The sequence below is a fragment of the Oliverpabstia sp. genome, assembly GCF_022785585.1.
GTDB lineage: Bacteria > Bacillota > Clostridia > Lachnospirales > Lachnospiraceae > Oliverpabstia > Oliverpabstia intestinalis.
Genome location: NZ_JALFPR010000107.1, coordinates 22,795 through 44,689, shown reverse-complemented (window position 1 = coordinate 44,689; position 21,895 = coordinate 22,795). Strand labels below are relative to the sequence as shown.

The 21,895-nt window shown below is 45.7% G+C and carries 19 protein-coding genes, 1 riboswitch and 1 other annotated feature; all 19 genes read right to left on the bottom strand.

The window, feature by feature from the left end; all coding sequences use genetic code 11:
- Window positions 1-6: 6 nt before the first annotated feature.
- Complete coding sequence (rapZ, locus tag MSA64_RS07680) at window positions 7-900, bottom strand: RNase adapter RapZ (RefSeq protein WP_106491828.1); 894 nt, start codon at window positions 898-900, stop codon at window positions 7-9.
- An 18-nt stretch (window positions 901-918) separates the two neighbouring features.
- On the bottom strand, window positions 919-1,830 hold the full coding sequence (murB, locus tag MSA64_RS07675) for a UDP-N-acetylmuramate dehydrogenase (RefSeq protein ID WP_287891220.1): 912 nt from the start codon (window positions 1,828-1,830) through the stop codon (window positions 919-921).
- A gap of 125 nt (window positions 1,831-1,955) precedes the next feature.
- A complete protein-coding gene (gene spoVAE / locus MSA64_RS07670; RefSeq protein ID WP_106491961.1) occupies window positions 1,956-2,312 on the bottom strand; it encodes a stage V sporulation protein AE in 357 nt (118 codons plus the stop codon).
- Window positions 2,312-3,340, bottom strand: coding sequence for a stage V sporulation protein AD (locus MSA64_RS07665; RefSeq protein ID WP_287891219.1), 1,029 nt, complete (start codon window positions 3,338-3,340; stop codon window positions 2,312-2,314). The genes spoVAE and MSA64_RS07665 overlap by 1 nt, the downstream gene beginning before the upstream one ends.
- Window positions 3,341-3,343: 3 nt before the next feature.
- Entirely contained in the window at window positions 3,344-3,796 is a 453-nt protein-coding gene (locus MSA64_RS07660; protein WP_106491825.1) for a SpoVA/SpoVAEb family sporulation membrane protein, read from the bottom strand.
- Between the two features lie 129 nt (window positions 3,797-3,925).
- Window positions 3,926-4,330, bottom strand: coding sequence for a stage V sporulation protein AB (locus MSA64_RS07655; RefSeq protein ID WP_022172057.1), 405 nt, complete (start codon window positions 4,328-4,330; stop codon window positions 3,926-3,928).
- Window positions 4,327-4,944 (bottom strand): stage V sporulation protein AA, encoded by a 618-nt coding sequence (locus tag MSA64_RS07650; protein ID WP_287891218.1) that lies wholly within the window; start codon window positions 4,942-4,944, stop codon window positions 4,327-4,329. Before MSA64_RS07650 ends, MSA64_RS07655 begins: the two co-directional genes overlap by 4 nt.
- Window positions 4,937-5,083, bottom strand: a complete 147-nt coding sequence (locus MSA64_RS07645) for a hypothetical protein (RefSeq protein WP_154432033.1) — start codon at window positions 5,081-5,083, stop codon at window positions 4,937-4,939. The genes MSA64_RS07650 and MSA64_RS07645 overlap by 8 nt, the downstream gene beginning before the upstream one ends.
- Window positions 5,084-5,131: 48 nt before the next feature.
- Window positions 5,132-5,845 (bottom strand): SigF/SigG family RNA polymerase sporulation sigma factor, encoded by a 714-nt coding sequence (locus tag MSA64_RS07640; RefSeq protein WP_106491823.1) that lies wholly within the window; start codon window positions 5,843-5,845, stop codon window positions 5,132-5,134.
- Between the two features lie 11 nt (window positions 5,846-5,856).
- A complete protein-coding gene (spoIIAB, locus tag MSA64_RS07635) occupies window positions 5,857-6,300 on the bottom strand; it encodes an anti-sigma F factor (protein ID WP_022172053.1) in 444 nt (147 codons plus the stop codon).
- Between the two features lie 12 nt (window positions 6,301-6,312).
- Window positions 6,313-6,642 (bottom strand): STAS domain-containing protein, encoded by a 330-nt coding sequence (locus tag MSA64_RS07630; protein WP_022172052.1) that lies wholly within the window; start codon window positions 6,640-6,642, stop codon window positions 6,313-6,315.
- Between the two features lie 103 nt (window positions 6,643-6,745).
- Window positions 6,746-8,359: a tetratricopeptide repeat protein gene (locus MSA64_RS07625; protein ID WP_287891215.1), complete on the bottom strand. Its 1,614-nt coding sequence runs from the start codon at window positions 8,357-8,359 to the stop codon at window positions 6,746-6,748.
- Window positions 8,360-8,369: 10 nt separating this feature from the next.
- Window positions 8,370-8,519, bottom strand: a complete 150-nt coding sequence (locus tag MSA64_RS07620; protein ID WP_022172050.1) for a hypothetical protein — start codon at window positions 8,517-8,519, stop codon at window positions 8,370-8,372.
- A gap of 11 nt (window positions 8,520-8,530) precedes the next feature.
- The gene (locus MSA64_RS07615) at window positions 8,531-9,838 is read right to left on the bottom strand and encodes a bifunctional folylpolyglutamate synthase/dihydrofolate synthase (RefSeq protein WP_328597440.1); all 1,308 of its coding nucleotides are present in this window, start codon (window positions 9,836-9,838) and stop codon (window positions 8,531-8,533) included.
- A gap of 131 nt (window positions 9,839-9,969) precedes the next feature.
- Entirely contained in the window at window positions 9,970-12,165 is a 2,196-nt protein-coding gene (locus MSA64_RS07610) for an LTA synthase family protein (protein WP_287891213.1), read from the bottom strand.
- Window positions 12,166-12,340: 175 nt separating this feature from the next.
- A complete protein-coding gene (locus MSA64_RS07605; RefSeq protein ID WP_287891211.1) occupies window positions 12,341-14,986 on the bottom strand; it encodes a valine--tRNA ligase in 2,646 nt (881 codons plus the stop codon).
- Between the two features lie 61 nt (window positions 14,987-15,047).
- Window positions 15,048-15,323: a binding site (T-box leader), on the bottom strand.
- A 285-nt stretch (window positions 15,324-15,608) separates the two neighbouring features.
- Window positions 15,609-18,140, bottom strand: coding sequence for a beta-mannosidase (locus MSA64_RS07600; protein ID WP_154432028.1), 2,532 nt, complete (start codon window positions 18,138-18,140; stop codon window positions 15,609-15,611).
- A 469-nt stretch (window positions 18,141-18,609) separates the two neighbouring features.
- A riboswitch (cobalamin riboswitch) is annotated at window positions 18,610-18,804 on the bottom strand.
- A gap of 111 nt (window positions 18,805-18,915) precedes the next feature.
- Entirely contained in the window at window positions 18,916-19,089 is a 174-nt protein-coding gene (locus tag MSA64_RS07595; RefSeq protein WP_022172045.1) for a DUF4250 domain-containing protein, read from the bottom strand.
- A 12-nt stretch (window positions 19,090-19,101) separates the two neighbouring features.
- Window positions 19,102-21,690, bottom strand: a complete 2,589-nt coding sequence (gene clpB, locus MSA64_RS07590) for an ATP-dependent chaperone ClpB (RefSeq protein ID WP_154432027.1) — start codon at window positions 21,688-21,690, stop codon at window positions 19,102-19,104.
- Window positions 21,691-21,895: the final 205 nt, after the last annotated feature.

Genomic DNA, 21,895 nt, shown 5'->3' with positions numbered 1-21,895 from the left:
GCACTCTTACCTCACTTCATTCATTTTCTTTCGGATAGCATCCTTACCAATGTCTCTGTGTTCAATCCGTACTCCATATTCTTCTGACTGTTCCAGACGCTGATACAATGCATTTGCCAGTGTCACCGAACGATGTTTTCCACCGGTACATCCGATGCTGACAACCAGTTGATTCTTTCCCTCCAGAATATAGTTCGGAATCAGGAATGAAACCATGTCTGCCAGTTTATCCAGAAAAATTCTGGATGCTTCACAGTTCATCACATAATCACTGACCGGTTTGTCATTTCCACTTAACGGACGGAGTTCATCAATGTAATATGGATTGGGCAAAAATCTCACATCGAATACCAGATCTGAATCCGATGGAATTCCGTATTTAAATCCAAAAGACAGAACGGTGATCATCAGATTTTTAAAACCCAGATTTTTCACGAAGATCTTATCCAGTTCTGCCTTCAGTTCTCTTGTCAGAAGCTGGCTGCTGTCGAGAATATAATCCGCATGCTCTTTCAGATATTTTAATCTTCTGCGTTCTTCCCGGATGCCGTTCTCCACTCTGCCGCTTCCGGCCAGCGGATGTGTTCTTCTGGTTTCCTTATAGCGTTTTACCAGTACCTCATCTTCGGCATCCAGAAACAGTATCTCATATTCAAGTCCGGTCAGCCGGATCTCTTCCAGCGCTTTTTCCACTCCTTCCATCCCGCCGCCGCTTCGCACATCTACTCCAAGAGCCACCTTCTGGATACTTCCCGAGTTTCCTTCCACAATAAACTGTGCGAATTTTTCCAGAAGTGGAATCGGAAGGTTATCCACACAAAAATAACCTGCATCTTCCAGTATTTTCAGTGCAGTACTTTTTCCCGCACCGGACATTCCCGTAACAATTACAAATCTCATGTTGCTCCTCTTTCGCTTTTAAAATTCCCCAAGAAATTTCACTTCTGTATCCAGCTGCACCTGAAATTTTTCATATACGATCCGCTGTACATCGTGAATCAGATTCACCACATCTGTCGCTGTCGCATTTTCTTTATTGATCACAAAGCCACAGTGTTTTTCCGATACCTGTGCACCACCAACCTGATAACCGCGAAGACCGGCATCCTGAATCAGTTTTCCGGCAAAATATCCTTCCGGTCTTTTGAAGGTACTTCCTGCACTTGGATACTCTAATGGCTGTTTTGTCACACGCTGCTCTTTCAGTTCATCCATACGGCTTTTTATCGCTTCCGGATCTCCTTTTTTCAGATTCAGAACCGCTTCCAGAACAATATAACCCTTTTCTTTTACCACACTGGTCCGATATCCCAGCTGCAGTTCTTCTTTATACAGTTTCTTCTGTTCTCCCTTTGGTGTGAGCACAGTGACGGATTCCAGAATATCTTTCATCTCCCCGCCGTAAGCGCCTGCATTCATAACTACAGCGCCTCCCAGAGTTCCCGGAATTCCCGCTGCAAATTCCATGCCGGTAAGTCCTGCATCCAGTGCCTTTCTGGCTATAGCGGATAACAGCGCTCCTGCCTGTACCTGCAGCTGTTCTCCATTCACCGCAACCTGATTCATATTTTTATAGATCTGCAACACAGCTCCGTCATATCCCTGATCACTTACCAGCAGATTGCTGCCATTTCCAAGAATAAAGCAGGGCGTCTTTTCTTCCTGACAGATATGTACGATTTCTTCAATCTGTTCTTTTGTGGATGGCATCAGAAAACATGCTGCCGGTCCTCCTACACGGAAAGTAATATGTTTCTTCATTGGTTCATTCCGCAGAAACTGATCATTTTCCACTGTCTGTTCCAGTCTTTTGATTACTTCTTCTCTCAAATTAATCACCTTTTCATTTTCTGTTGCGGGATCTTTGTATCGATCCCGCTGGCACTTACACATAAACTATATTATTATACTATATCTTTTCCGTATGTGGCAAGAGCTGAAGGTCTCTTTCTTCTTTATTTTTTCATCTGCGGATGAAAAAACAGGCTCGCAAGATATCCGAAAATCAGCGCAGCACTGATACCTCCGGCACTGGCTTTTAACCCTCCGGTAAATACTCCCAGAACACCCACCTGTTCCATCTCTTCTTTCACACCCTGAAATAACAAATGTCCGAATCCGATCAGCGGAACACTGGCACCTGCACCGGCATAATCCACCAACGGTTCGTACAAATGCAGAGCACTCAGCACACTTCCCGTACATACCAGAAGAACCATGACTCTTCCCGGCATCAGCCTGGTCTTATCCAGAAGGATCTGCACCAGTGCACAGATCAGTCCGCCTACCCAGAAAGCATGGATATAATTCATCAGCATGTCTGTTCCACCTCCCCTTCTTCCCATTCCAGTACTACGCCCTGGGCGATTCCCGGCACACTGTTTCCTTCATAAAAGCTCACTTTTGACATCAGCGCCCCTGTTGGCACAAAAAGTACCCGTTTCCAGTCACCGCAGGCAATCTTTGGCAGGATATAACCGGCAAGTACAGAAGCACTGCAGCCACAGCCGCTTCCTCCCGCATGGGTATCCTGTGTTTTCTGATCGTACATCAAAATTCCACAATCTTTGTGATTTTTCCCTGCCTGATACCCTTCTTTTTCCAAAAGGTCCAGTAATATCTGCTGTCCGATATAACCAAGATCTCCGGTAATAATCTGATCATACTCTCCGGGTTTTCTTCCAAAGTCTTTCAGGTTCTGTACTATGGTGCTGCAAGCTGCTGGTGCCATACATGCTCCCATATTCTGGGAATCTTTTAATCCATAGTCTACCACTTTCCCGATGGTAAGCCCCGTGATCTTCACCCTCCCCTTTTTCCTGTTTAACACACAGGCACCACTTCCCGTAACAGTCCAGGAAGCGGACAATGGCCTCTGGTTTCCGTAACCCAGCGGAAAACGAAATTCTTTCTCTGCCGTTGCAAAATGACTCGATGTCACTGCCAGAACCCGTTCTCCGTGTCCTGCCGAAACTGTGATCGCCCCAAGGCTCAGTGCTTCACCCATCGTGGAACACGCCCCGAATACTCCATACATTGGACGCTCCAGTTCGCCGCTCCCGAAGGAAGAAGCGATGGACTGTGCCAGCAGATCCCCCGCGAAGATGATTCGTATATCTTCCGGGCAGCATCCTGCTTTTTTGATTGCCAGCCTCGCCGCCTTCTGTTGCAGCATACTCTCTGCTTCTTCCCAGTTATCCTGCCCCAGCTGATCATCCGTCGCAATCTCATCAAAAAAAGGAGCCAGTGGACCTTCCCCCTCTTTTTTTCCAACAACCGATGCCCAGCTTTCCACATAGACCGGCTTTTCCAACCGAATACTCTGTTTCCCGATCTCCATCTGCTACCACCTTTCTGCCACGTACTGTATCAGACCCAACGCCCATGAGGTCAGCACCCCATAAAGTATCACCGGTCCCGCTATGGTAAATATCTTGCTTCCGATTCCAAATACCTGTCCTTCTTTCTGGTATTCCACTGCCGGTGCCGCCACAGAATTGGCAAATCCTGTGATCGGCACAAGGGTGCCTGCTCCTCCCCATTTTGCCAGCCGTGGATAAAGGTTCATACCCGTAGTCAGGGCACTCAGAAAGATCAAGGCAATGGAACACCAGGTTCCAGCTGTTTTCTCATCCATACCTGCTGCCAGTGCCCATTCAGTGACTGCCTGTCCTGACACACAGATCAGACCGCCCACCAGAAAGGCTTTTACCATATTGGCAGGCAAACTGTGCGTTGGAGTCACCTTTTTGACATATTCTTCATATAACTGCTGTTTTTCTCTGTCTTTCTGCATCGTTTCATCCTCATATCCAGGTAATTTTACCTGTCTTTTTTCTGTTTTTCATTTCTTACACACTCAGTATCTTCCGGGCTTCCTGGTTTTATCCCCGGATTTATCATTTTTTCGGTTATTGATCTCCCGTCAGAAAAAGAAAAACCAAAGAGAACCCACCACTTTTCCAAGTGCCATGCTGAGGATTACCAGTCCAATTCCTTTCACAAGACCGATCCTTCGAATCAAAATCGCATAAATATTCACCACCTCACCCAGTGCCACCACCCAGCTTCCAAGAAAAATTCCGGAAAAGCTTCCGTAAACTGCAAGTCCCGGATTACCCAGTGGCAATGCTCGCTGATACAGAAAAACCACATTGCCAAGCACCGCCCCCAGCATGGAGCATTCCTCATACAGACGCACCTGTGCGGCACTTCCGGTAATCCCGGCAAACCTTGGAACAATTCCAAGGCTTATAATAAATGCCACCACGCCACTTGCAATCGTTGTTCCCATGCAAAGTCCCAGCATGCCAAGAAAGATTTCTCTCATCCGGAATTGTTCTCCTTTCTGCTCTCCATCTCCAGAATCGTCTGATCTACCTGCTCCTCGTATGCACGCATCTCCACTTCCATCGGTGTCGGATCCTCGGTGATCTTCCATTTTCCAAAATGGTTAAAGAAAAATACAACACCAATACCGATCCCCACAGAATACGTCACTTCCAGAATCGCCAGTCCTCTTGGATCTGAAGTAAACTGGCTGCTGATCCGCTCAAACAATTTTAGAATATCTACATCCGTGTTGAAAGTCATAATAGAAAACATCGTACCAAAAAATGTGACCAGACACACAAACGCAGTTTTCAACCAGCTCATCCTCTCACTTTTTCCAGCCGGATCCTCGTACGTCAGGATAAACTGCGGTTCACCGACATGAACCACTTCCACCTGTTTTTCTTTTTTCTGGATCAGTTCTATCAGTTTCATGACCGAAACCGCATATCTGCCATATTTCCCCGACTCCAGAGTCAGTACCCGAAGCACCTTGCACCTTTGCAATACTTCCGGATTATTGCTTGTAAGATCTGAGATATCACCAAGCCTGACATGTGGATCTGTAATCTTCCGGTTTTTGTCTGTCTGTATATACAGTACATCACCCATAGCACGTTGCCTCCTGTCTTTGTACCAGGGTTCCTCCTTTTTGCTTCTCCGGCATATTCTGCTGCATCAGAAGCACCACTAGTACTCCGGCTGCTGTGAGAATCGCAAACAGCCAGATCCACCATTTTTTTCCTGCCATCCTACCACTTCCTTTCTTTTGTAAGTAGTATGTGTCAAAATGAATCCTCTATACTTCCTCCTGTATTTTTCTCAGAATTCTCTTTTCCATCCGCGAGACCTGTACCTGTGAAATTCCCATCTCTTTTGCAATCACACTCTGTGTTTTTTCCTGAAAATACCGCTGATAGATCAATTCCCGTTCTTCACCTTCCAGTTTTCCAAGGATTTCTTCCAAAAACAACCTGTTCAGCACCTGTTCACTCTGGTTCACTTTTTCTTCCAGTTTGTCTATCAGAAGGATGGTATTGCCTTCTCCCTGGTAAATTGTCTGCTGCAGGGATTCCACCTGCGCATAAGACTCCATCGCCTCCATCAGTTCCTCCGGTGGGATTCCCAGTATCCCGGCAATCTCCCGGACAGTCGGCTCTCTTCCCGTCTGCTTTTCCTGCTGCTCCCGGATCCGGTAGGCTTTCCCCGCTGTTTCCTTCAGGGAACGGCTTACTTTCAGTATCCCGTCATCTCGCAGATACCGTTTGATCTCTCCGGCAATCATCGGAACTGCATAGGTGGAAAAGCAAACCTCATAGCTGCAGTCGAATTTATCCACCGCTTTGATCAGCCCGATGGTTCCGATCTGAAACAGATCTTCCGATTCCACACCTCTGTTTTGAAATCGGCGAACAATACTCCAGACAAGCCCGACATTCTCTTCCACCAGTATGTCCCTCGCCTCCTTATCCCCTTCGTGTGCTCTCTGTATCAATCTGAGGGTACGCTCCATAGGGCCTCCTTTTATGCAAATGGCTGCTGTGTCTGTCCGATTGTCTTTTTCATCCGGACAATTGTTCCCACACCTGCTTCCGATTCCACTTCCACCTGATCCATAAATGCTTCCATGAAAGCAAAACCCATCCCGGAGCGATCCAGATCCGGTCTTGTTGTATACATGGGTTCCATCGCCTTTTTCACATCTGCAATTCCCTTTCCGTCATCTTCCACCTCTACATACAAGGTCCGGTCACTGACTCGACAGCGGATCCGGATCTTTTTCACCTGGTTGTCATATCCGTGAATAATTGCATTTGTAATTGCTTCAGATACAGCGGTCTTGATATCAGCTACCTCTTCCAGTGTGGGATTTAACTGTGTCGTAAACGCCGCTACTGCCACTCTTGCAAATGATTCATTACTGGATCTGCTGTCAAACGTAATCATCATTTCATTCTTCTGTTCCATCGTTTCTCCCCCTTATTTGCTTTCCTTCCAGTTTCGTTCTTTTTCTACTTCAATCACCTTTGTCACTCCTGCAAGATGCAAAATTCTCCAGATTCGATCGCTGACGTGGGTCACTGCCACACTGCCTCCAAGCAGCCGCAGCTTTTGATACCGTCCCATGATCACTCCGATCCCTGAGCTGTCCATGAATCCGGTGTCTCGAAAATCAAATTCAATCCGCTGAATATTCTTCTCGCCGATCATGCGATCTGCTATTCCCGGAATCTGCCCCGTGGTATGGTGATCTAGTTCTTTCGGCATCCGTATGACCAGAGTCCGCCCCTTAACCTGAAATTGTTCCATAAATATCCTCCCCTTTTCTAATTATTTATAACGGTTCCTTATCTTTACAAAAAAACGGGGGAAATACAAATTCTTTTGTATTTCCCCCGTTTTGAGGTTTCTCTTATTGTCCGTTTTCTCCGGAAGTTCCTTCGGCTTCTCCTCCATTGCCGTTCTGATCGGCCCCGGTCTCGCCTGTATTCTGTGTATCTGACGTATCACCTGCACTGCTTTGTTCTGCAGTATCCTGTGAAACAGTCTCCTGATTCCCTGTCTGATCCTGTGTCTGTGCAGTTCCTGTTCCGGAACTGTTTTTCTGACCAACGCTGTCAAATCCCTTTCCACCGTTATCAATATATTTCTGTGCGGTGGAAGCACGTTTTGTTCCCGGAAACTGGTCTACGATCTTCTGGAAAATCTCCACTGCTTTATCATACTGTTCGTCAAGCCGATAAGAATGCGCCAACAGATTTAATACTTCATAATCGCTGTCATCCATCTCCAGTGCCTGATTCAAATCTGTAATTGCCGTCTCATAATCCTTGGCATAAAATGCCTGTTCACCCTGGCTTTTCAGATTATTCTTCATCGTTGACTGGATACTCTTGTAAATTGAATCATAAATTTCTTTTGCATCTACAGACAGCAGATCTGCCTGCACATTCTGCAGAACATTCGCTGCCGAAGTATAATTTCCACTCTGAAAAGCGGCATATGCTTTAATCAGATTCTCATAACTGCTTGTCTGATTCTGGGCATCCTCAATCTGCTGCTGGGCAGATGCCACCGTCTCTTCAGACTGGTCAATCTGTTCCTGGAGCTTATTCATCTCAGCAGACTGTGTCGCCATAGTGTTGCTGTAGCTTACGACTTTTTCGTTTGCCGCTTTATTGATCCGCTGTGTGTTTGCAGGTACCATCAAAAACCATACCAGACAGGCCCCCACCAGAAAACCAAATCCAAGATTCAGCAGTGTCGCTGCCATGGAGCTTTCACGGAAGGTCGGTGGCTGGATCACCACATCATTTTCTGTCCGATAGGCAATCGACTGATTACCCGAAACCTTTTCTTCCTTCTCACGCAGACCAAATGCCCACCTTCTTGGTTCCAGGCTGGTAATTGTTCCGGTCTGTTCGTCTACTTCCCGCAAAAAGCGCAGCGTTGTGGAGTTTGTCTTATCAATCTTCGCCGCTTTTTTCAGAATTCGTCTTGCTTTTTCATATTCTTCTTTTTTCAGGTAGATCAGGGCCAGCAGATGATATCCCTTGATTAGCTTCGGATTCTGATTCAGAATCTTTTTCAGCTGGATCACCGCCACATCCTCACTGCCTTTGCGACAGCATTGCAGACTGTCATTATACTTTTTGATAGTCTGATTGATCACATCCAGTTTGTTGGCATTCTGCTGCAGCCGTTCGATGTACTCGGAAGCGATGTTATTCTCCGGCATGATATTTTTACTGATGATCCATTCACTCAACGCTGCCACTGCCTCACCGGTCTCAAAATATACCAGTCCCAGCAGGTTTCTCGCCTGAACATTCAGCTTGTTAAACTTCAGACTGCGTTTTAACAGATCAATGGCTCCGGACAGATCCCGGATCTGTGCCTTGTCCAGTCCCAGATTGTAATAGGTATTGGACAACTGCCAGATTTTCTTCTGTACTTCCACATGAAAGCCGCAGCTCGTACAGTAATCCGACTTTCCGATCGGAGCTCCGCAATTCATACAATTCATGTTTTACCCCTTATTCTTTCCGGTCTTTTTTCTCTGTTTTCAGCATCTCCTGCAGGATATCCACGATATCGGTCAGATCCCGTGTATATACCGCACTCTCGATCTCGTCCACATCAAGACAGGGTTTGAATTTTTTCAATTCCTCTTCGTAATTAATCATTCTTTTCTCTCCTATGCTTCTGGATTCTTCTGAAGGTACTCCTTGATCTCACCTACCAGATAAAGAGATCCAACGCAGAATAACATTCCATCGCCCTTTAAAGACAACGCTTTTTCAAATGCCTCTCCTACATTTGCCTCGGCGATCACCTGTTCACATCCGTCTTCCTTGAAAAACTCTGCCAGTTCCGTAGCCGGTACAACTCTGCTGCCGCCAACTTCTGTGGCAACTACTGCTCTCGGACGGATCTTTTCGCTGACTGTACGGATCATTTTTTCATAATCCTTATCAGCCACTGCCGAAAATAACAGCGTAATCGGATGTTCTTTTCCAAAATGACACGCCGTCTCCACAAACCGCGCCACACCATCTGCATTGTGTGCCCCGTCTACGATCACATCCGGTAAAACAGTCTCCATACGACCTTCCCAGTGCGTATTTTTCAATCCCTCGATCAGCTTTTCCAACGGAATCTTATGCACATCCCGCAGCTGTTCCATCGTGAAAAACGCCAGCGATGCATTCATCATCTGGTACGGTGCAATATATGGAATCGACAGTTGAACAGTATTATAATACTTACAATGAAAGGAAAAATCAATGCCCTCTCTTGTATTTTTCTGCATTTCATACATGTCCTCGGTCAGTGCAAATGCCGGGGAACCCAGTTCGTTGGCACGTTTTTCAATCACTTCGGAAGCCTCCGGCTGATGTCCGTCATAGATCACCGGAACCTGTGGTTTGATGATTCCTGCCTTTTCACCGGCAATTTTTCCGATGGTGTCTCCCAGATATTCCACATGATCCAGACTGATAGAAGTAATGATGCATGCCAGCGGATGATCTACAGTGTTGGTCGCATCCAGTCTTCCACCAAGGCCGGTCTCCAGAACCACATAATCCACATCTGCTTCTTTAAAAACAACCATTCCCATCAGAAACAGTGTCTCAAAATAGCTCGGGTGATCCAGTCCGTCTTCCTGTGCCTTTTTAATAATCTTCTGTACTTCTTCAAAAACTTTTACAAACCGTTCATCGGAAATCATCTCTCCGTTGATTTTAAAACGTTCATTGATCTTTACCAGATGTGGCGAAGTAAATAAACCAACTTTGTAACCTCCTGCCCGGAGCATGGAATCCAGATATGCACAGACGCTTCCTTTTCCATTGGTTCCCGCCACATGGATCACCTGCATCTGATTCTGGGGATCGCCCAGACACTTCAGCAGTGCCTTCGTGTGATCCAGCGGATTTTTCGATGTAAACTTCGGTATTTCTTCAATATAATCTACGATTTCTCTATAATTCAAAATTACCACCACTTTATCTAATGTATTTGTCCGGTTTCCCGGTACTTTCCATTATATAATAGTGGTGGTAATAATCAAGTAAATTATGTCGCAACTTTTGACTTTTTCCAGTTTCCGTAATACCGGAAGCCGGTCTTTTCTCAGGATTCCGGTGTGGACGCAGGTGCCGGTGTCAGAGACAGTTCCTGTGTTGTTTCCTCTGTTGGCGTTTCTTCCGCTGCCTGCCCGTCATCCTCTGTTTTCTCTGCATGCTGTTCCTTCAGCCGCTCAAGCATCGCTTTTGCTGATTTTTTTGCCTGATAGTTTTCCTGTGACATCAGTTCTCCATTATCCTCATTGTATGTAAGATAATCGGTTCGTGACAGCACTTTCTTTGTGGAACTGTTACTCTGTGTCGCAACTGACACCTGATCGCCATCTGCCAGTTCCACATTCTGCACCAACAGCTGTGTCGGACTGATGTACTGTGTTTCCTGCAGTTCTTTGTTAATCTCCAGTCTGCTCGCTGCCGTAAAATTGGTTCCATAGACATAATAGCTTCCATTTCCGATGGACTCCAGCCGTTCCAGTGTTGCAGGATAGATCCCAAGCTGCATCTTTGTTGCCTCAAACGGATTCTCACCACCGTAAACATACTGTTTTCCATACAGGATATCATACTGCAATGCCTGCAGATCCAGCTGATAATTCCTGCTTCCTTTTCTGGTCTGATGATAGTTAAAGACCGTTCCCTCATGAATTCCCAGACGATTAAACACTTCCGCTGCCATCTGGTAAGCGGCAATGTTTTTGTCTTTTTTCTTCATGTCGAAGTTGCTCCACATCACATATTTTGTCTGGAACAGATAACGGTTTTTCATGTCCTCCACTTTCAGATCCATGGTCGGCAGATGATCTCCATACATAACGAGAACCACCCGCTCATCCAATTCAGAGAGACGATCCGTCAGTTCTTTGACAAACTGATCCATCTCGTGAAGCTGATTTACATAATATTCCCATGCATTATTTTTCTCTTCAGATTCCGCTCCCGTTACTTTGATCTCCGGATCAGAAAGTACCGGTTCGGTTGGATAATCTCCATGTCCCTGTACCGAGATCGTATATACATAATCCGGACCTTCTGTGGATTCCATGGCCTTAAAAATTTCATCAGTCAGAATATGATCTTTCACCCATCCCATCGGTGTGGTATCACTGATGTCCGGCATATATTCCTCAGAAGTAAAGGTGTCAAATCCAAGTCTGGAAAATACGGTTCGTCTTCCGTAGAAATTCGCTTCATTGTTATGGATCGCATGAGTACTGTAACCGAGCTTCTTAAGATCATAGGCTGCGCTCTCGCAGGTCGTCTCTTTCAGAATCGTCTTATACGGATACTCTCCCGCCCCAAAATAATGAAGACTCATACCGGTGATAGATTCAAACTCCGTATTCGCGGTTCCCGCACCTACTGCCGGCACTTTGTAGTAGCCGGAAGAATATTCCTCACTTAACTTTCGGAAGTTCGGGATCGGATCCTCGGAAAAAGAAAGAAAATTCACTTCGGTCGGATCGATAAATGTTTCCAGCTGTAAAAACAGGATGTTGACATCCGTATTCTTTTTCTTGGTTTCCTTGATCTCACCTTCACTGTTCACGATATCTTCCATCAATGCTTTAGAATATCCGTTCGGCTCATTGATTCCGGTATCGAAAATTGTAACTGCCAGACAGTATGGATAACCGTAATCCTGATATGCATACGCAATATTTCCAAAATACGTGGATAACAGACGATTATCAATCGCCAGCTTACTTGTCAACGCAAAAGCTGCCACACCAGCAACAATCAGCGGAATATTCAGCCAGTAGCGCATCTTTCCCTGAAATTTCCAGCCTTTTCGGAACATCCAGATGAAAAATAACAGCAGGACACCAAGCCCGACCAGTACGGCAACCACCAGTCCCGGGGACAGATACTTGTTCAGAATACGCATTGCGTCATTAATCAGTTTCAGATCCGGTCCGGTAAATGGAGTTACACGGTTTAACAGTAAGAATCCGTTCACGCATCCCAGAATAAACCAGAAACATCCCACGATAGTTCTGGCAAGGATTCTGTGTTTAAACAGATATACCACAAGGCTTGTGGTAAAAATTAAAAATGCATTGTATAAAAAGATCAGAGGGCTTCCTGTCATATACTGCCAGGCTTCCCGCAGCGAATGACGGGAAAGCGCCTCGATTACCAGATACAGTACACAGCACCCCAGAAACTGCAGGGGTACAGACAACAAGTTACAGATCCGAATCACCTGATTGCGGGTAGGTTTTTTCAGATTGATTTTTTTCATGTTTTTTTCTGCTCCTATCTGCTGCGTAAATACAGAAGCGTACCTGATATCTCATCGTATTCAGATACGCCCCCAAAATCGGTTCGAAACACGCACTACATGTTCCGAACCGATATCGCGGCAATCACCGGTGTCTCATGTAATTGCATGGACTTTGACTCGTTGCTCGCATAACTTACCGCAGCTGTGCCAGTCTTTCTTTTACCTGTTCCATCATCTGTGTGTATTTTTCCAGCTTTCCTTTTTCCTCATCAATCTTGGCCTGTGGGGCTTTGCTGATGAAACGTTCGTTACTCAGCATACCGTTGACACGGGCCAATTCTTTTTCCAGACGTCCTTCCTCTTTTTCCAGACGCTGGATCTCTTTTTCAATATCCACCAGTTCTGCAAACGGAATATAGATTACCGCCTGCGGAATTACTGCAGATACTGCATCTTCTGCGATACCGCTCTTATCAGACTGTACCAGAACTTCACTTGCGGATGCCAGTGTTGCAAAGAAGATTTTACCCTTTTCAAAGGTTTCTCTTACAGATGCATCTTCTGCCACTACATATACGGTAGCTTTTTTGCTCGGCGGTACATTCATCTCGGTACGTACGCCGCGGATGCTTCTGACTGCCTCTTTAATCATCTCAACATCTTTTTCATCCTGTTTGAAATCCCACTCTTTTTTCCATTCCGGCCAGGAAGCGATCATAATGGATTCTTCTTCCGGATTCAGAGTACAGTAAATTTCTTCTGTGATAAACGGCATGTACGGATGCAGCAGTTTCAGTGCACCGCCAAGAACCGTTTTCAGTGTCCACAGTGCTGCTGCCTTTGTGGTATCCCCATCGTTATAAAGACGCGGTTTTACCATCTCGATGTACCAGTCACAGAATTCTTCCCAGATAAAGTCATATACTTTCTGTACAGCAATACCCAGTTCAAATTTTTCCATGTTATCGGTAACGTCTTTTGCCACATCATTGAACTTGCACAGAATCCACTTATCTGCAGCCGTCAGGTTTGCAAGATCCATAGAAGACGGAACTTCCGCTTTTTCCAGGTTCATCATGATAAAACGGGAAGCGTTCCAGACTTTGTTTGCAAAGTTTCTGCTGGACTCTACACGCTCCCAGTAAAAACGCATATCATTACCAGGTGCATTACCGGTCATTAATGTAAGACGCAGGGCATCCGCACCGTACTTGTCGATGACTTCCAGCGGATCGATACCGTTACCCAGAGATTTACTCATCTTTCTTCCCTGTGAATCTCTTACCAGACCGTGGATCAGTACGTGATGGAAAGGTGCTTTTCCGGTCTGTTCCAGAGCGGAGAATACCATACGGATAACCCAGAAGAAAATGATATCGTATCCGGTTACCAGTACATCTGTCGGATAGAAATATTCCATCTCTACGGTGTTGTCCGGCCAGCCCAGTGTGGAAAATGGCCACAATGCGGAGGAAAACCAGGTATCCAGAGTATCTTCATCCTGATGGAAATGATTTTTTCCACATTTCGGGCAGATCTTCGGCATCTCTTTTGCCACTACGGTCTCACCGCAGTCATCACAGTAATAAGCCGGGATTCTGTGTCCCCACCATAACTGACGGGAGATACACCAGTCACGGATGTTTTCCAGCCAGTGCAAATAAGTCTTATCAAAACGTTCCGGAACAAACTGAAGATCGCCGTCTTTCAAAGTGTCAATAGCTGCTTTTGCCATCTCGTCCATCTTTACAAACCACTGTGGTTTGATCATCGGCTCTACGGTTGTACCACAACGGTCATGGGTTCCTACACTGTGACTGTGGGGTACTACTTTTACCAACAGTCCCAGATCTTCCAGATCTTTCACCATAGCTTTTCTTGCTTCATAGCGATCCATGCCTGCATATTTTCCACCCAGATCGTTGATGGTTGCATCATCGTTCAAAATGTTGATTTCTTCCAGATTATGACGTTTTCCTACTTCAAAGTCATTCGGGTCATGTGCCGGTGTGATCTTTACACATCCAGTTCCAAACTCTTTGTCTACATACGCATCGGCGATCACCGGAATCTCACGGTCGGTCAGCGGCAGTTTCAGCATCTTTCCTACCAGATCTTTATATCTGTCATCTTCCGGGTTTACCGCTACTGCGGTATCTCCCAGAAGTGTCTCCGGACGGGTCGTTGCGATCTCTACGAATTTTCCTTCTTCTCCAACTACCGGGTAGTTAATGTGCCAGAAGAATCCGTCCTGATCCTCATGTTCTACCTCCGCGTCAGAGATAGAGGTCTGGCATACCGGACACCAGTTGATGATACGGGATCCTTTGTAGATATATCCTTTGTTGTACAGACGGATAAATACTTCCTGCACCGCTTTGGAACATCCTTCGTCCATCGTGAAACGCTCTCTTTCCCAGTCCGCAGATGCGCCCAGTTTTTTCAGCTGGTTAATAATCTTTCCGCCGTACTCTTCTTTCCATGCCCAGGCATGTTTTAAGAATTCTTCTCTTCCGATCTCGTTTTTGTCGATGCCCTGTTCTTTTAATTTGTTGATAACCTTAACCTCTGTAGCGATTGCCGCATGGTCGGTTCCCGGCTGCCACAGTGCTTCGTATCCCTGCATCCTCTTGAAACGAATCAGGATATCCTGCATAGTCTCATCCAGTGCATGGCCCATATGCAGCTGTCCTGTTACGTTTGGCGGCGGCATAACAATGGTAAATGGTTTCTTCGCTTTGTTTACTTTTGCATGAAAATAGCCGCTGTCCAGCCATTTCTGGTATAAACGGTCTTCGAGTCCTTTCGGATCGTAAGTCTTTGCCAGTTCTTTACTCATGGTTGTCTCCTTTGTCTTTTTGAAGATTAGAAACGCCCTCCACTCAGATGTTCTCATCTGTGTGAAGGGCGAATGTCTCGCGTTACCACCTTGCTTATATGAAACAACAAGCGTTCCATACATCTCATTATCCGATAACGGGGATCAGCCGTGAAAGCTTACTGATTTTCTGTCTGAAAACGGTAACTGTTCAGCATCTTCACAGTTACAATCAAAAACGTTCAGTCTTCCGGTTCCAAAGCTACCTTCGATATTGTCTGCCGGGGATCTCTCACAGCCACGAAGTTCCCTCTCTTTACGGGGTACAATATCTACTCCTCTTTGTCACTACCTTTTTCTCTGTACCTCTTCCTGTTTTTGAAACAGTTTCGGCTGACATTACTATAGTAGGCTTTTTTTCTTTTGTCAAGGTTTTTGTTGATACCAGGATCAAAAGTTCGGAAATCTGACGCAAGCTTGCTTGCACGAAGATTTATGAACTTGGGATCCGCCAAAACATGAGTAAGTAGCCATTTTCCGAAGAAAAATGAGCGGATTACGAATGTTTTTGAGGATTGCGGGAGTACAAAGTACGGAGCAATCCGGTATCAAAGGGGCAAAATGCTTTTTGCCCCAACATCTTTTACCGAATATCGTAAACGCTTCGCAGTTTCAGACCGTCCGCAAGCTGCTCTTTTACCTGGTTCTCCCAGTCTGCAGGGGCTTCCACTTTTCTTGATGCTTTGCCAAGAATCTTTACCCTCTTTTCTCCCGCACTCATATCAAAATAGTTGTCCGACAGGATCAGATCTTCGGACAGATTCAGGATCTCCACGCCTTTCGCGTAGGCTTTCGCGCTGACTACGATCTCGTCTCCCTCGATCCGATATGACAGCTGCGGATCCAGATAATGGAAGTACTTCGGATAAGAGAAGATCACGCTGCCCTCAGAGATGCAGGTATCACCCTCCCATGCCTCATAGCTTACATACTGGCCGAATACATCCACATCCGGGTATTCTTCTTTATCCAGCCATACACTGGAAAGTGCCGGCACCGTTACTTCTCGCTCCTCTGCTTTCACAACAGATGCATCGGCGTTTCGAAGTGCCCATTTTACCAGAACTTTCTTATCTTCCAGGGTCTCGTTGGTCACATTCAGGCGGATAGATTTTTCATATACAAAATGTTCACGGTTCATATTCGCTTCCGCAGTCATCCAGTTCTGTTCTTCACAGGATACCATCACCGGTGCAAAGAACCGTTTTGCATAATAATGCAGGGCTTTCCATCTTCCCTCATAATCTACCGATGCCCAGGAAGCTACCGGCCAGCAGTCATTTAACTGCCAGTAGATCGCACCCATACATCTGCCCCTGTTTCTTCGGAAATGTTCCACCCCGTACTTGATAGCTTCTGCCTGCAACATCTGGGAAGCATATAATAACGTGGTAAATTCGGTTGGATAGCGGAATGTCTGCTGCAGATAATTCAGGATCTTTCCGTTTGCGCCTGCATTTCTCTGATGTTTTTCCATAACATAAGAGAAAATGTTCCAGTCTGCCGGATCATCGGTAAAAGTTTTGATTGTCTCAAAAGACGGGAAGGACTGGAATCCAAATTCACTTGCATAGCGGAAATAGTAATTCCGGTAATCCGAGAACGGCTTGTTTCCATGCCATACATCCCAGTAATGCACATCTCCACGGTTCGGATCTGACGGATCATCGAAGCATCCGCCGGAAGACGGACTTGCAGGCCAGTAGAAGGTTTCCGGATCGTATTTTTTCAGAATCTCCGGAATCACGCGCTCGTACATGAAGAGATAATCGCGCACCTCGCTCGGTTTGGTTACCCACTCGCCCTGTTTTACAAACATTTCCATCTCATTGTTACCACACCACAGTCCCAGGGATGCGTGATGACGTAATCTTTTTACATTATCAATAAATTCTTCCCGGATATTCGCCTCAAAGTCCGGTGTCAAATCATAGACTGCACATGCAAACATAAAGTCCTGCCATACCATCAGTCCCAGTTCATCACACAGATCATAGAACCAGTCTTCCGGATAGTAACCGCCGCCCCATACGCGGACTGCGTTAAAGTTGGCTGCCTTACACTGTTCCAACAGTTTTCTTGTAGTTTCCGGTGTCACACGCCCCAGGAGATGATCTTCCGGGATATAGTCTGCACCCATGGCAAAGATATCCTTTCCGTTCACCTGATGAGCAAAACTCTCGCCCCACTCATCCGGATGAATATCCATCGTCATCGTGCGAAGACCAATCTTTCTTGTCCATCTGTCCACCGGCTGTCCGTCTTTTGCCAGCGTTACGTTCACTTCATATAATGGCTGTTCGCCCACACCGTTTGGCCACCAGAGCTTCGGCTGTTCGATCACCAGATCCTCCGGGGTATCTTTTGCAATGATCTTTGTACCATCCGGTGCTGTCACAGTTACTTCATAGGTATAGCCATCTGCCTCTTTTCCCACCGGGATCTCTTTTCTGAGATCCTCTTTCGGGTTTCTGCTCACATCAAAATGCAGGGTTACTTTTCCCTCTTCGTGTTCCTGACGGATATACACGCTGTCTATTCTGCCTTCGGTCATCGTCAGCAGATATACCGGACGAAAGATTCCCGCATCCGGCAGATGAGCACCCCAGTCCCATCCGAACATGCAGTGTGCTTTGCGGATATGCACAAAGCCATCCATCGCATCTTCACTTCCGTGTGTCGGCTGTTTTTCGTAAGCTTCTTTAATATACTCCAGCGGAGAATGGAAATACACACGCAGGATATTTTCTCCTGCTTTCACCTTTCCTGTTACATCAAACTCCCAGGTTCTGTGCATGTTATATGTATTACCGATTTTTTCTTCATTCAGATAGATATCACAGATCGTATCCAAACCTTCAAAGCGAAGCCACTGTCTCTCGCCTTCCTGTGCTTCGGTTCCCTCAAACACGGTCTCATACTCATAATCTTTTTCCATCAGATCCAGTGCTCTGTATTCATTGTCCTTCCAGAACGGATCTTCCATCTGTCCGTTTCTTAACAGATCTGTATACACAGTTCCCGGAACCTGCGCCGGATACCACTGTGCATCGCCTGCAGTATGCATCTTCCATACCGTTGCAAACTGCTGTTTTTTCGTTGTAAAACCCTCCATTTTATTGCCTCCATTTTTGTTTTCCGTAGCTGTTTTTACAGTTACTTTACTATCTCAGTGTACCATGAAGTTCCGGTGCTTTCAATTGCAAAAGTTATTTTTCTATGCAGCCATATGTTGCAGATTTTTCACGTGAAAAGCACAAAAAAAGAAGCCTTTTCAGGCTTCCATTTTCAAGGCTAACCGGATGAAACCATCCTGCTTCTGCACAAGATCCAAGAGGAATCTATATCACTTGGTTGCGGAGGTAAATGATACAGTAGATCTACAGAAACAGGATTCTGTTCATCCTGTCGTTTAATCGTGCATAAATTCAAATAGTCAAGGTCTCGAAACACTACGCTCCTGTTTCGATCATTCCATAAGTTCGTGTTTTTGTAAATATATAAAAAAGATGTCTTTTCCCCGACAGAAAGCTGACATCTCATTTTTACTACAAACAGGATGTAAAACTTTACTCGGAAGTTTTAACCTTACGACATACAAGCAGGTTTCCTGACTTACAGATCAACAGTCGGCCCTCCTTCTCATACCTTGCGGTACAATGGATCCTACCGGGCTTTCCTCCCTGATTACAGTGACCGGATCGCTCAGGACTCACACCTGATTCCCTCTCTCACCGACGAACTATGTTCGCAGGTGCACTTGATATGTTACTATGGAATTTATACAAGAAGTATATTAGCACTATGTTAACTTTCTGTCAATACTTTGTTTAAATGGCTTATCAAAAAAAGAAGCACTCCTACTTTTTTTTGCAGGAATGCTTCCCTTATCACACAAACTGATTTCGATCCACCTCATACACATACTCAATGGACTTCATCTTCTCCACCAGTTCTTCTTTTCCAATACCCTTATCCTCACAAAGAGCATCCAGACTGGAATAATAATCTCTCAGCTGCGTATTTACATAACTGAGCAACATCACCGGATCGTTCGGTATCATCTCAAAACTCCTTTATACAGACTGTACAGAAGCTGTCAACTCACCATCCGTTACATCCAGAACGATTGTATCATCCTGACCGACTTTTCCACCAAGAATCATCTTTGCAGCCAGTGTTTCCACATATTTCTGCAGATAACGTTTCAATGGACGTGCGCCATATACCGGATCATACCCACCTTCGATGATGTGGTTCTTTGCCGCAGCTGTCAGACGGATATGAATCTCCTGATCTGCCAGACGGTTGTTCAGCTCTGCCATTAACAGGTCTACGATACCACCAATATTGTCTTTGGTCAATGGTTTGAACATAATGATCTCATCCAGACGGTTCAGAAACTCCGGTCGGAAATGCCCACGCAGGTCGTTCTGTACCATCTCTGCTGCTTCCGGTTTGATACTTCCATCTTCCCCAATGCCATCCAGCAGATAGGAAGAACCGATGTTGGAAGTCATGATCAGAATCGTATTCTTGAAGTCAACGGTACGTCCCTGAGAATCCGTGATCCGGCCATCATCCAGTACCTGTAACAGTACGTTAAATACATCCGGATGTGCTTTCTCAATCTCATCAAACAGTACTACCGAGTACGGTTTTCTTCTGACAGCTTCCGTCAGCTGACCTCCTTCTTCATAACCTACATATCCCGGAGGTGCTCCGATCAGACGGGATACAGAATATTTCTCCATATACTCGCTCATGTCGATTCGCACCATATTATTCTCATCATCAAACAACGTCTGTGCCAGAGTTTTTGCAAGTTCTGTCTTACCGACACCGGTAGGTCCAAGAAACAGGAATGATCCGATCGGTTTTGTAGGATCTTTGATACCGGCTTTAGAACGGATGATCGCATCGGTCACTTTCGTTACCGCTTCATCCTGTCCGATCACACGTTTATGAAGGACATCTTCAAGACCTAGAATCTTCGTTTTTTCTCCCTCGGTCAGTTTCGCCACCGGGATACCGGTCCAACGGGAAATAATTCTCGCAATTTCTTCATCGGTAACACTCTCATGTACCAGAGAAAGATCCTCGTTTTTCACTTTCTCTTCTTCAATCTCCAACTGTTTTTGGAGTTTCGGCAGTTCGCCGTACTGCAGTTCCGCTGCTTTATTCAGATCATACTGCTGCTGTGCCACCTGGATCTGACGATTCAGATCTTCAATCTGTTCACGCAATGTGGAAAGTTTCTCTACAGAATGTTTCTCATTCTCCCACTGTGCTTTCTGTACGGAAAATGCATCTTTATATTCTGCCAGTTCTTTTTGCAGATCTGCCAGACGTTCCTGACTTAGCTTGTCGGTCTCTTTTTTCAGTGCTGCTTCCTCAATCTCCATCTGCATGATCTTACGTTGCTGCTCATCCAGTTCTGCCGGAAGAGAATCCAGTTCGGTCTTGATCAGTGCACAGGCTTCATCTACCAGATCGATAGCCTTATCCGGCAGGAATCGGTCGGAGATATAACGGTTGGAAAGTGTAGCTGCTGCAACGAGGGCACCATCGGTAATCTTTACTCCATGGTATACCTCATACCGCTCTTTCAGTCCACGAAGGATGGATATGGTATCTTCCACAGAAGGTTCATCTACCATTACCGGTTGGAAACGACGTTCCAATGCGGCATCTTTTTCAATGTACTGGCGATACTCATCCAGTGTGGTAGCACCGATACAGTGCAGTTCTCCACGGGCAAGCATCGGTTTTAACATGTTGCCGGCATCCATCGCACCGTCGGTTTTTCCTGCTCCGACGATCAGATGCAGTTCATCGATAAACAGAATGATTTTACCTTCGCTCTTTCTGACTTCTTCCAGAACGGCTTTCAGACGTTCCTCGAATTCACCACGGTATTTTGCACCGGCTACCAGTGCACCCATATCCAGAGCAAAAATCGTTTTATCTTTCAGACCTTCCGGTACATCGCCACGGACGATTCGCTGTGCCAGTCCTTCTACGGCTGCCGTTTTACCTACACCTGGCTCACCGATCAGTACCGGATTGTTTTTTGTCTTTCTGGAAAGAATACGAATCACATTTCGAATCTCGCTGTCACGGCCGATGACCGGATCCAGCTTCTGATTTCTCGCACGCTCTACCAAATCCTGACCGTATTTTTCCAGTGTATCGTAAGTTGCTTCCGGATTATCCGAAGTAACTCTCTGGTTTCCTCTTACAGTGCTCAGCGCCTGTAAAAAGCGTTCTCTTGTGATTCCATATTCCTGGAACAGTTTTTTGATACTCGGGCTCGGATAACGGAGCATTGCCAGAAACAGATGTTCTACGGAAACGTATTCATCTCCCATGGCTTTGGCTTCGTCTTCGCCGCTTACCAGTACCTTGTTCAGGTACTGTCCGATATATTGCTGTCCGCCGGATACTTTGACTCTGGCGTTCAGTGCATTTTCCACGTTGTCCAGAAAATGTTCTTTGTTAATTTCCATCTTTTCAATCATCTTTAAGATCAGACTATCTTCCTGATGAAGCAGATTGTACAGTAAATGTTCCTGCTCGATCTCCTGGTTACCGAAGTCATATGCGGTCTTTTCCAGATTTTGAACAGCCTGCAATGATTTTTGCGTAAATTTGCTGATATTCATAAGCGTCCCTCCTTTTGGAACACATTGTTTTCTTTGTTCTAGTTGCAATATAACACATATTTTAGCACTCGTCAAGAGGGAGTGCTAATAATTTTTAATTTTTTTCCAGACAGACGCGAAAGAGGCGGTAGCGATTTGCGTAGTCAATCAGCGAATTGCGAATATTGAGAGGATTGCGGGAACAGCTAAGCTGCGGAGCAATCCG

What these genes read in the sequence shown, in the direction of transcription:
- MSA64_RS07655 (WP_022172057.1), bottom strand. Translation starts at nt 4,330, where the DNA reads ATGAGAGAAATCTTTCTTGGCATGCTGGGACTTTGCATGGGAACAACG.
- spoIIAB (WP_022172053.1), bottom strand. Translation starts at nt 6,300, where the DNA reads ATGGAACAGAAGAATGAAATGATGATTACGTTTGACAGCAGATCCAGT.
- MSA64_RS07665 (WP_287891219.1), bottom strand. Translation starts at nt 3,340, where the DNA reads ATGGAGATCGGGAAACAGAGTATTCGGTTGGAAAAGCCGGTCTATGTG.
- MSA64_RS07645 (WP_154432033.1), bottom strand. Translation starts at nt 5,083, where the DNA reads ATGGCAGGAAAAAAATGGTGGATCTGGCTGTTTGCGATTCTCACAGCA.
- MSA64_RS07620 (WP_022172050.1), bottom strand. Translation starts at nt 8,519, where the DNA reads ATGATTAATTACGAAGAGGAATTGAAAAAATTCAAACCCTGTCTTGAT.
- MSA64_RS07640 (WP_106491823.1), bottom strand. Translation starts at nt 5,845, where the DNA reads ATGGAGCGTACCCTCAGATTGATACAGAGAGCACACGAAGGGGATAAG.
- MSA64_RS07595 (WP_022172045.1), bottom strand. Translation starts at nt 19,089, where the DNA reads ATGATACCGAACGATCCGGTGATGTTGCTCAGTTATGTAAATACGCAG.
- MSA64_RS07605 (WP_287891211.1), bottom strand. Translation starts at nt 14,986, where the DNA reads ATGAGTAAAGAACTGGCAAAGACTTACGATCCGAAAGGACTCGAAGAC.
- MSA64_RS07650 (WP_287891218.1), bottom strand. Translation starts at nt 4,944, where the DNA reads ATGGGTGATGTACTGTATATACAGACAGACAAAAACCGGAAGATTACA.
- MSA64_RS07630 (WP_022172052.1), bottom strand. Translation starts at nt 6,642, where the DNA reads ATGGAACAATTTCAGGTTAAGGGGCGGACTCTGGTCATACGGATGCCG.
- MSA64_RS07610 (WP_287891213.1), bottom strand. Translation starts at nt 12,165, where the DNA reads ATGAAAAAAATCAATCTGAAAAAACCTACCCGCAATCAGGTGATTCGG.
- spoVAE (WP_106491961.1), bottom strand. Translation starts at nt 2,312, where the DNA reads ATGAATTATATCCATGCTTTCTGGGTAGGCGGACTGATCTGTGCACTG.
- MSA64_RS07600 (WP_154432028.1), bottom strand. Translation starts at nt 18,140, where the DNA reads ATGGAGGGTTTTACAACGAAAAAACAGCAGTTTGCAACGGTATGGAAG.
- clpB (WP_154432027.1), bottom strand. Translation starts at nt 21,690, where the DNA reads ATGAATATCAGCAAATTTACGCAAAAATCATTGCAGGCTGTTCAAAAT.
- MSA64_RS07625 (WP_287891215.1), bottom strand. Translation starts at nt 8,359, where the DNA reads ATGAATTGTATGAATTGCGGAGCTCCGATCGGAAAGTCGGATTACTGT.
- rapZ (WP_106491828.1), bottom strand. Translation starts at nt 900, where the DNA reads ATGAGATTTGTAATTGTTACGGGAATGTCCGGTGCGGGAAAAAGTACT.
- MSA64_RS07660 (WP_106491825.1), bottom strand. Translation starts at nt 3,796, where the DNA reads ATGCAGAAAGACAGAGAAAAACAGCAGTTATATGAAGAATATGTCAAA.